The organism is Aeromonas sobria (assembly GCF_000820145.1).
Classification (GTDB): Bacteria; Pseudomonadota; Gammaproteobacteria; order Enterobacterales; family Aeromonadaceae; genus Aeromonas; species Aeromonas sobria.
In genome coordinates this window covers 77,191-87,951 of sequence record NZ_CDBW01000018.1, presented here as the reverse complement: position 1 = coordinate 87,951, position 10,761 = coordinate 77,191, and the positions used below count along the sequence as shown (strand labels likewise).

At 59.7% G+C, this 10,761-nt stretch carries 7 protein-coding genes; 4 read left to right on the top strand and 3 right to left on the bottom strand.

The window, feature by feature from the left end:
- Positions 1–38 precede the first annotated feature (38 nt).
- Positions 39–1,655 carry a peptide ABC transporter substrate-binding protein gene (locus BN1135_RS10525; RefSeq protein ID WP_042020897.1) on the bottom strand — a complete coding sequence of 539 codons (1,617 nt, stop codon included), beginning with the start codon at positions 1,653–1,655 and terminating at the stop codon, positions 39–41.
- 379 nt (positions 1,656–2,034) lie between these two features.
- Here BN1135_RS10525 and fbp point away from each other — a divergent pair, with 379 nt between their 5' ends.
- The gene (gene fbp, locus BN1135_RS10520; protein ID WP_042020895.1) at positions 2,035–3,069 is read left to right on the top strand and encodes a class 1 fructose-bisphosphatase; all 1,035 of its coding nucleotides are present in this window, start codon (positions 2,035–2,037) and stop codon (positions 3,067–3,069) included.
- Positions 3,070–3,244: 175 nt separating this feature from the next.
- Here fbp and mfd read toward each other — a convergent pair whose 3' ends face one another.
- Entirely contained in the window at positions 3,245–6,703 is a 3,459-nt protein-coding gene (gene mfd, locus BN1135_RS10515; RefSeq protein WP_042020893.1) for a transcription-repair coupling factor, read from the bottom strand.
- Between the two features lie 50 nt (positions 6,704–6,753).
- Positions 6,754–7,329, bottom strand: a complete 576-nt coding sequence (locus BN1135_RS10510; RefSeq protein WP_042020891.1) for a hypothetical protein — start codon at positions 7,327–7,329, stop codon at positions 6,754–6,756.
- Between the two features lie 76 nt (positions 7,330–7,405).
- On the opposite strand from BN1135_RS10510, the gene BN1135_RS10505 reads away from it, so the two are divergent.
- The 3 genes from BN1135_RS10505 to lolE all read left to right on the top strand — a co-directional run bounded on the left by BN1135_RS10505 (position 7,406) and on the right by lolE (position 10,690).
- Positions 7,406–8,641, top strand: coding sequence for a lipoprotein-releasing ABC transporter permease subunit (locus tag BN1135_RS10505; protein WP_042020889.1), 1,236 nt, complete (start codon positions 7,406–7,408; stop codon positions 8,639–8,641).
- A gap of 109 nt (positions 8,642–8,750) precedes the next feature.
- Entirely contained in the window at positions 8,751–9,449 is a 699-nt protein-coding gene (lolD, locus tag BN1135_RS10500; RefSeq protein WP_042020888.1) for a lipoprotein-releasing ABC transporter ATP-binding protein LolD, read from the top strand.
- Positions 9,449–10,690, top strand: coding sequence for a lipoprotein-releasing ABC transporter permease subunit LolE (gene lolE, locus BN1135_RS10495; protein WP_042020887.1), 1,242 nt, complete (start codon positions 9,449–9,451; stop codon positions 10,688–10,690). Before lolD ends, lolE begins: the two co-directional genes overlap by 1 nt.
- The last annotated feature ends 71 nt before the right edge of the window (positions 10,691–10,761 follow it).

Below are 10,761 nucleotides of genomic sequence, written 5' to 3'. Positions count from 1 at the left end.
ACCTATTTCAGGACTAGACACAGGCTGTGCGCGACAGGTTACTGGGCGACCAGATAGAGGTCCCGGCTATAGACGATGTCTTGCGGGTTCTGATAGGGGTAACCCTTGACGAACGGCTTGAGCAGTCGCGATTTGACGTAGAAGTAGAGCGGCGCGATAGGGGCTTCGGCCTCGATCAATGCTTCCGCCTGCTGGTAGAGCTGATTGCGCTCGGCAGCATCCTGCGCGTCGTGGGCCTTGGCCAGCAGGGCGTCGTACTGCTTGTTGAACCACTTGCCGCTGTTGGCACTGCTGCTGGAGGTCAGGATATCGAGGAAGGTGGAGGCATCGTTGTAATCCCCGTTCCAGGAGTAGCGGCTGACACCGAAGTCCCCCTCGTTGAGGGTGGAGACCATGGTCTTCCACTCCATGTTGTTGAGGGTGGCGGTGACTCCCAGGTTGTGTTTCCACATGGAGGAGACGGCCAGCGCGATCTTCTTGTGGCTCTCGTTGGTGTTGTAGAGGATATCGACGGTGAGCGGTTTGTCCGGGCCATAACCCGCTTCGGTCAGCAATGCTTTGGCCTGCGAGATCCGCGCCTCTTTGCTCTGCTGCTGGCTGGCCGGTTTTTTCAGATCAAAGCCATCGACACTCGGTGGGGTCAGGCTGAAGGCGGGCAGTTGCCCTTGCCCCAGGATCTTGTCGGTGATGGTCTCTCGATCAAGGGCCAGCGAGAGTGCCTTGCGTACTTTCGGATCATCGAACGGTTTGCGGTTCACATTGAACACGTAGTAATAGGTGGCGAGCATGGGGGCGCTGACCAGATCTTGCGGGCTCTGGCTCTTGATGTGCTTGTACTGCTCCAGCGGATAGGTGGTGTAGTGCAGCTCACCGGTGCGATAGCGGTTGTAGGCGGCGGTTTCGGAGACGATCTCCAGATAGACCACCTTGTTCAGGACGGTGTGCTGGTTGTCCCAGTAGTGGGTATTGCGCTCGGCGCTCAGTCGCTCGTTGGGGGTCCACTCCTTGAGCACAAAGGCGCCGTTGGAGACGATATTGCCCGGTTTGACCCAATCCTTGCCGAATTTTTCAATGGTGGCCTTGGGCGCCGGGAAGGTGGTGTAGTGGGCCAGCGTCTTCAGGAAGAAGGGGACCGGATTTTTCAGGGTCACCTGCAGGGTGTGCGCATCCAGTGCCTTGACGCCCAGCGTATCCGGGCTCTTCTTGCCCTGGATCACCTCGCTGGCATTGGTGATACCCATCAATTCGATAAACCAGGCATAGTTGGAAGCGGTTTTGGGGGCGGCGGCTCGTTGCCAGCCGTAGACGTAATCGGCGGCGGTGACCGGTTCACCGTTAGACCACTTGGCTTCCGGCCTCAGTTTGAAGGTATAGACGGTGCCTGTGCTATCCAGCTCGTAACTGAGTGCGCCGGCGGGCAGGGTCTTGCCGTTGGCGTCGAGGGTATAGAGCCCTTCAAACAGATCGTTGACGATGGCGCTGCCGGCACTCTCTTCCACCAGTTGGGGGTCGATGGTGGTCGGCTCGCTGCCGATATTGGTGACATAGGTTTGCTGGGCATCGGGTAACAGCTTGGTGCCGGCTGGCACTTCTGCTGCCCCGGCGGGAAGGGCGAAAAGTCCGGCTACCATGCCGGCAATGAGAGTCTTGTTCATTGATAATCCTTGAGTTTTATTTGCTTCCAAAGCGAAATCAGTGTGCTGTATTGGCAATCGGATCTCAAGGGGGGGAGGAGTGGGAAACAAGTGTCAGCAGGGGCATTACCCAGCGGCAGAATGCCAGTCATCACGCGGGATACAGCCGCTTATTTGCACGAATTAAGCGGCTTTAAGTTATCGTATGAAACCTTTTAAAGGGGATTATTGAGCGAAAAAGGGATGAAATCGTCGATTTATTAGACCGCTTAATTCGCTGCAAAAAGCAAAGGCAGGCGTTACATTAGGTTACAAATCAAGGCCGTCGGTGTTCGGTGTTTTTTTTACCGACCCCTGCAAACGTTTTCAAAGCCAACTGATGCGACCTAAAGGAATAACAATGCGAAACATGATCACCATGGGTGAGTTCATCGTCAAAAAGCAGGCGGACTACCCTACCGCGACTGGCGAGCTGACCTCGCTGCTGAGTTCGATCCGCCTCGCCGCCAAGGTGGTGAACCGGGAGATCAACAAGGCGGGACTGGCGGATATTATTGGCTCAATGGGCGCTGAAAACGTGCAGGGGGAGGTGCAGCAGAAGCTGGATGTCTATGCCAACGAGCGCTTCAAGGCAGCACTTGAGGCCCGTGGTGAGGTGTGTGGCATGGCCTCGGAGGAGGAAGAGGACTTCGTGGCTTTTGACTCGCCACTCTCCAAAAATTCCAAATACGTGGTGCTGATCGACCCCCTCGATGGCTCATCCAACATCGATGTCAACGTCTCGGTCGGTACCATCTTCTCCATCTACCGCCGTTTGAGCCCGCAAGGTGGCGCAGTGACCCTGGAAGACTTCCTGCAACCGGGTAACCGTCAGGTCGCTGCTGGCTATGTGGTCTATGGCTCCTCCACCATGCTGGTCTACACCACCGGCTTTGGTGTCAACGGCTTTACTTATGATCCTTCCATCGGCTGCTTCTGCCTCTCTCACGAGAACATCCGCATTCCGGAAGAGGGCAAAATCTACTCGCTCAACGAGGGCAATTACATCAAGTTCCCGGACGGGGTGAAGAAGTACCTGAAATATTGTCAGGAGCGCGACGAGGCGACCAATCGCCCTTACACCTCCCGCTATATCGGGTCCCTGGTCTCTGATTTCCATCGCAACCTGCTCAAGGGCGGTATCTACATCTATCCGTCCGGCACCAACTCGCCGAACGGCAAGCTGCGCCTGCTTTATGAGTGCAACCCGATGGCGTTTCTGGTGGAGCAGGCGGGCGGAAAAGCCTCAGATGGCTTTGGCCGGATCATGGATATCCAGCCCACCGCGCTGCACCAGCGCACCCCTTACTTCGTCGGTTCCACCAAGATGGTGGAGCGGGCCGAGGCCTTTATGCGGGAGTTTTCGGCTCACGAGGATCCGGCCAACCAGGGTTGAGCGTCCCCATCTGATCAGCCGGGCAGGTTGGGCTGAGGGAAGATAGGCCCAACAACGACACTCGTTGTCGGACTCAACATACTCAGCACACCCCAGCATCAATAAAACGGGAGCCGATTTGGCTCCCGTTTTCGTTGGCTTCATTTGCTGGGCTATCTGCCAGCAAGGCTCACCCTCACAGGCTGTTGTTGGCAAGATCTGCCAGCAAGCCATCCACCAGCTTGAGACGCATGGCGCGCTCCTGGGTGGGCATTTGAAAACGCAGCCGGGTCGGCCCGTCCATCTTGTAGACCCGTGGCTGGCTGGAGAGCAATTTGACCAGATAGGTCGGATTGACCTTGGTTTCTTGTGTGAAGTCGAGATAGCCGCCGCGCTCGCTCATCTCTACCCGGCGAATGCCCAGCGCTGTGGCACGCTGGCGGAAGGCCGCCAGCTCCAGCAGGGTTTTGGTCGCCTCGGGCAGCAGGCCAAAACGGTCAATAAGCTCCACTTTCAACTCGCGCAGCTCCTGCTCATCCGCCGCGCTGGCGATCCGCTTGTACATGGAGAGCCGCATGTTGACGTCCGGGATGTAGTCGTCCGGCAACAGCGCAGGCAGGCGCAGCTCTACCTCGGTGTGCTGGCTCATCAGCTGCTCCAGCGACGGCTCCTTGCCATTTTTCAGCGCCTCGACCGCCTGCTCCAGCATCTCCATATAGAGGGTGAAGCCGACCGATTCGATCTGGCCGCTCTGATCGTCACCGAGCAGCTCGCCTGCGCCACGGATTTCCAGATCGTGGGTCGCCAGCGCAAAACCGGCGCCGAGATCCTCAAGGGCGGCGATCGCCTCCAGCCGCTTGACCGCATCCTTGCTCATCAGTTTGGGATGGGGTGTGAGCAGATAGGCATAGGCCTGATGGTGAGAACGGCCAACCCGGCCCCGCAACTGGTGCAACTGGGCCAGACCCAAGTGATCCGCCCGATCCATGATGATGGTGTTGGCGCTCGGCACATCGATGCCGGTTTCGATAATGGTGGTGCAGACCAGCAGATTGAAACGCTGGTGGTAGAAGTCGGACATGATCCGCTCAAGGTCGCGCTCGCGCATCTGACCGTGGGCGATACCGATGCGGGCCTCGGGTACCAACTCCGCCAGATCGGCGGCGCATTTTTCGATGCTCTCCACATCGTTGTGCAGGTAGTAAACCTGACCGCCGCGCTTGAGTTCCCGCAGCACCGCCTCGCGTACCACCGCCGGTTCGTGCTGGCGCACGAAGGTCTTGATGGCGAGCCGTTTGGCGGGCGGGGTGGCGATGATGGAGAGATCCCGCATCCCCGCCATCGCCATATTGAGGGTGCGCGGAATGGGGGTGGCGGTAAGGGTGAGGATATCCACATCGGCCCGCAGCGCCTTGATCTTCTCCTTTTGGCGCACCCCGAATCTGTGCTCCTCATCGACCACCAGCAAGCCCAGATCCTTGAAGGTGAGCTCGGCGCCGAGCAGCTTGTGGGTGCCGATGATGATATCCACCTTGCCCTCCGCCAGCTCTTTCAAGACGCTGGTCTGCTCCTTGGCGGAGCGGAAGCGGCTCAACACCTCGACCCGCACCGGCCAGTTGGCGAAGCGATCGCGGAAGTTGTCGTAGTGCTGTTGCGCCAGCAGGGTGGTGGGCACCAGTACGGCGACCTGCTTGCCGCCATGGACGGCCACGAAGGCGGCACGCATCGCCACTTCGGTCTTGCCAAAGCCCACATCGCCGCACACCAGTCGATCCATGCTCTTGGCTTGACACATGTCCCCCAGCACCGAATTGATGGCGTTGAGCTGATCGTCGGTCTCCTCGAACGGGAAGCTGGCGGCAAACTGGCGATAGGCCTCTTTGTCGTGTTTGAAGGCAAAACCGGCGCGAGCGGCGCGTATGGCATAGACATCCAGCAGCTCGGCTGCCACATCGCGCACCTTCTCGGCTGCCTTGCGCCGTGCCTTGACCCAAGCCTCGCCGCCGAGCTTGTGGCTGGGCGGGTTATCGGAGCCGGTGTAGCGGCTGATGAGGTGCAAACTGGTGACCGGCACGAACAGCTTGTCGCCACCAGCATATTCGAGGGTGAGGAACTCGGTGGGCAGGCCACCGGCATCGATGGTCTCCAGCCCCAGATAGCGGCCGACCCCGTGATCCAGATGCACCACCGGCTGGCCTTGAGTCAGCTCGCCGAGGTTGCGGATCACCGCATCAGAGCTTAAGTTCTTGCTCTTCTCCCGTGCGCGCTTGCTGCGCACCTTGCCGCCCAGCAGTTCGGTCTCGGTGATCAGCGCCAATGGATCCTGACCGGCCTCCTGCCACCGGAAGCCGCGCTCCAGCGGCGCCACCAGCAGACCGTGGCGGGCCTTGCTCGCCATGAAATCTCTTAACGAGGCGAACTCTTTGGGTTGCAGCGAGATACGCGCCAGCAGATCGCCGAGCACTTCCCGCCGCCCTTCGGACTCCACCGCAAACAGGGTGCGACCGGCAAAGCCTTGCAGGAACTGATTCAGCGCCAGCAGCGGTTGCTCCTTGCTGTGATCAAGTTGCAGCTCGGGTAGCGCTGAGATGGGCAGATCGTGCTGGCCTGCATCGCCAGCGGTAGGGGCTTCTTGCAACCGTACGGCGCCATATTGGCCGAGGGCGGCAAACAGCTGCTCTACCGGCAGATAGAGCTGTGTCGGTGGCAGCAGGGGGCGGGTGTTGTCCCAGCGCCTGTCTTCATAGCGCTGGTCGATGTCGTTCCAGAAGCGCTGGGCGGCGGGGTAGATATCCCCCACAGTGAGCAGCAGGGTGTTTTGTGGCAGATAGTCAAACAGGCTGGCGGTCTGGTTGAAAAAGAGCGGCAGATAATACTCGATGCCAGCTGGCCAGCGCCCCTTGCTCACCTCCTGATAGACGGAACCCTCGGCCCGCGACAGCTCGAACTGCTCGCGGAACTGCCCGCGAAACAGTTCGATGGCCGCCTCGTCGGTGGGGAACTCCCGGGCAGGCAGCAGGCTGACGGTCTTGACCGGCTCGCTGGAGCGCTGGGTCTCGGGATCGAACGGGCGGATGGAGTCCACTTCGTCATCAAAGAAGTCGATGCGATAGGGGCTGTTGCTGCCCATGGGGAAGAGATCGAGCAGGGAGCCACGGGCGGCAAATTCGCCATGCTCCAGCACCTGATCCACCGCCACATAGCCCGCTTCGGCCAGCCGCCCCCGCAGTTGTTGCAGGTTGAGGCGCTGCCCGGCCTTGACCACCAGGCTGTATTTGTCGAGATAGACCCGGGGCGCGCAGCGCAACATCAGGGTAGAGATGGGGACGATCAGTACCCCTTTACTCATCTGTGGCAGCTTGTAGAGGGTCTCGAGCCGCTGGGAGATGATGTCCTGATGGGGGGAGAAGGTGTCGTAGGGCAGGGTTTCCCAGTCGGGAAACAGCAGCACCGGACAGTCCTGCTCAGCCAGCAGATACTGTAGCTCCTGCTCAAGGCGCAGGGCACTCGGGGTATCTGCGGTGATAAGCAGTACCGGGCCCTTGGCTTCACTGGTGAGACGGGCTGCAATCAGCGAGAGGCTGCTGCCGACCAGCTGGCCGAGGGTTAACTTCTGGCCCGCTTTGGCGGGTAAGGCGGGGAGCGTTATGGGCATTGTTCGATTCTTTTAACGTTGACGTGATCTATCGTTGGCGTTCGCTGTGGTTAGCGCTGACGCTCTTGGGCGCGCAGCTTGAGTTGCTTGGACTGCACATGCAGGCTGGCACGCACCAGCAGTTCACGGTCATCTTCGCGGATCCGCACATAATCGAGCAGCACATGGGTGCCATTTTCGCTGCGGTCGAGCTGTTTTACCTGGCCATAGCAGTAGATGGCGGCCGCTTCATCGTGCAAGAAAATTTTGAGCCGCACGATCTGCTGCAACCGGGGAACGTCGCCATGGCCATGAGCGGGATGCAGGTAAGTGAGCTGGCCCGCGCTAAAGCGCAGGGTGTAGAAACGTTGTTCCGGGTGGTCCTGTACTGACAACACATATCCCATGATCAGGTCGATCTTGCGGGACTGCTGGTTGACGATTTCGATCAGATCGTGCATCGACTCGTTTTGATTGCGCAGCAGGCGAGTGGTCACCAGATCGATGGATGTAATGGATGACGAAATCCGAAAGGGCTCCGGTAACTCAGCATCCAGCTCCGCCAGCGAGGGGAGATGGAAGTCGGCCGGCATGGGGATCACATTGACCGGCGTGGCATGAGTGACGCTGAAGAACTGTTCCTGCATGGAGGCTATCCCTTGTTGTCATGGACGGTTTCCCTTTATTATCCGGTATCTTATTTTGTTGGCAACGTACATATCCTTGAAGACCGGACTTTTTCAGCCCCTTTCGCTGGCCATCGGCCTGCGTTATGCCGGCTCGAAGCGCAGCAATCGCTTCGTCTCATTTATCTCCCTGTTCTCTACTTTTGGCATTGCCATCGGGGTCGCCGCCCTGATGGTGGTCATTTCGGTGATGAACGGTTTCGAAGGGCAGCTCAAGGGGCGCATCCTCGGGGTGATCCCCCATGTGGTGGTGACCAATCAGGCCGGCCGCATTGATGCAGATCCGCAAGGTTTGCCGGATCTGGCCACCTTGCCCCATGTGGTGGCAACGGCCCCCATGCTCGACAGCGAAGGGATGCTGCAAAGCCCCGGCCAGCTGACCGGGGTCAGCGTGCAGGGGATTGACCCCGCCCACTGGCCCAAGGATGACATTCTTCACAGCCAGATGCTGGGGGGGCGCCTTGATACCTTGCAGGCCGGTCACTATCAGATTGTGCTGGGGCAGGGGGTAGCGCGCCGTCTCAATGTCTCCATTGGTGATCAGGTGCGCTTGATTGTGCCTGAGGCGACGCGTTTTACGCCGTTTGGCCGGGTACCAGCCCAGCGTCTCTTTACCGTCTCCGGCATCTTCGGGGTTGGCGCAGACGTGGATAACCAGATTGCACTCATTGCGTTGGGGGATGCCCAGCGGTTGTTGCGCCTGCCGACCGACACCGTCGGGGGCATTCGTCTCTGGCTCGATGATCCCTTTGCGGTCGATGAGGTGATCAAAACTGCGCTGCCCGACGGGCTGCAGTGGCAGGATTGGCGCCGCGAGCGGGGCGAGCTGTTCCAGGCGGTGGCCATGGAAAAACGGATGATGGGGCTGATGCTGGTGCTGATCATCGCCGTGGCCACCTTCAATATCCTCTCGGCACTGGTGATGGTGGTCAGTGACAAGGAGGGGGAAGTGGCCATTTTGCGCACCATGGGCATGAGCGAGTCCGGTATCGTCAAGATCTTCATGGTACTCGGTGCATCCAGCGGGGTGATTGGTGCCCTGTTTGGCGGATTGGCGGGTCTTGCGCTCAGCCTGGGTCTCAACCCCCTGCTCAACGGGGTGGGGCTCAACCTCTATATGGCGGCGGGCGGCAGTGGCTTGCCGGTCATCGTCGAGCCCAGTCAGGTCATCACCATCTTGTTGGGCGCCGTGCTGTTGAGCTTCAGTGCCACGCTCTATCCGGCTGTTCGTGCGGCACGGGTCAAACCGGCCGAGGCACTGCGTTATGAGTAATGCGGTGAAGAATGCATCTTCTGTTGTTAGCGCCGGTGTGAATGCCGGGGTTGTTAATGGTGCCGTGACCGGTGCCAGTGTAGTTACTGAGGCAAGTGGAGCCCCTTGTATGAATGAAGCCGTATCCCGTGAACCTCTGCTGCGCTGTCAGGCGCTCAATCATGTCTATCAAGAGGGTGAGCTGGAAACCCAGGTGCTCAAGGGGATCGATCTGTGCGTCGCACCGGGCGAAATGCTGGCGGTAGTGGGCAGCTCGGGCTCCGGCAAGACCACCTTGCTGCACTTGATGGGGGCGTTAGATAACCCTTCCAGCGGCGCTGTGCTCTTCAAGGGGGAGGATATCCACCACTGGGATAGCCGTACTCAGGCGCGCTTTCGCAACCGCGAGCTGGGGTTTGTCTACCAGTTCCACCACCTGCTCTCCGAGTTCAGTGCGCTCGAAAATACCGCCATGCCGCTGCTGATCGCCGGTGAGTCGGTGGCGGTTGCCACCGAAAAGGCGACCAAAATGCTGGGGCGAGTGGGGCTATCCCATCGTTTGGATCACCGTCCCTCCGAGCTCTCCGGTGGCGAACGTCAACGGGTAGCGATTGCCCGTGCATTGGTCAATGAGCCGAGTCTGGTGCTGGCGGATGAACCGACCGGTAATCTGGATCACGCCAGTGCTACTGCCGTCTATGAACTGCTGTGCGAATTGAATCGTGAACTGGGCACTGCGTTTGTGGTGGTGACTCACGACTTGAGTCTGGCGGCCAAGCTCCATCGCCGGGTAACCCTGGTGAGCGGCGTGATGGCGGAGGTTGCCTGATGTTCAAACCGCTGCCCCTTTTTCTGGGCCTGCGTTACAGCCGTTCCCGCCGTCGCAACGGGTTTATCGCCTTTATCTCCGCCTCCTCCCTGATCGGTATTGCCCTTGGGGTGATGGCGCTGATCCTGGGTCTCTCCGCCATGAACGGTTTCGAGCGCGAGCTCAAAGATCGGGTGTTATCTGTGGTGCCGCAGGGCGAGCTGGATGCGGTCGAGCAGCCGTTGCCCGACTGGCCCCGGTTGCGGGACTATCTGCTGGCCCAGCCCGGTGTCGAGGCTGCTGCACCGGTGATCCGTTTGAATGGCCTACTGGAGCACGGCTCCGCCCTCAAGGGGGTGCAACTGCGCGCCGTGCTGCCGGAGCTGGAAGCCAATCTGTCGGATGCGGGCAAATACATGACGGGTCGTGGCCTGCGTGAGCTGCAACCGGGCGAGCATGGGGTGATCCTCGGCAAGACCATCGCCGACAAGCTGGGGGTCAAGCTGGGAGACGCTGTCGCCCTGCTGCTGCCGCAAGGGGGCGATCAGGCGGGGATCAAAAATCCCAAACGGGAAGCGCTGACCGTAGTCGGGCTGCTGGAGATCGGCGGTCAACTCGACGGGCTGCTCGGCTTTATGCACCTGGCGGATGCCCAGACCATCACTGGCATGGGCAGCGGCGTGGAGGGGTTCAGTCTGCGGGTGAGCGACGTGCTCAAGGCGCAGTCGATCACGGTTGCCGCCGCGCAGCAGTTCCCCCATCACGTCTATATCCGCAGCTGGATGAACAGCCAGGGCTACCTCTATCAGGATATCCAGATGGTGCGTACCGTGATGTATGTGGTGATGCTGATGGTAGTGGCGGTAGCCTGTTTCAACATCGTCTCTACTCTGGTGATGGCGGTGAACGAGAAACGCAGCGAGATTGCCATCCTCAAGACCATGGGGGCGAGCCCCGGCCAGATCCGGCTCACCTTCGTGATTCAGGGGATGGTCAACGGCGTAGCGGGGGCGCTGCTTGGCGCCTTGCTGGGTGGGCTGCTCTCCAGCAAGCTGACCCAGATCTTAAGTTTTATCGAGGGGTTGATCGGCCACCGTTTCCTCAATCCGGATATCTATTTTATCGACTTTCTGCCGACCGAGTTGCATATGCAGGATCTGCTCATTGTGACTGGCGCCGCCATCCTGATGAGTCTGGTGGCGACCCTCTATCCCGCCTGGCGGGCGAGCGGTCTGGTGCCGTCCCGCGAGCTGGGCCACTGATGCGCAGCATCTAATCTGCAATAAATAACGAAGGGCCCGCCGGTGCAAACCGGCGGGCCCTTCTGTTTTCA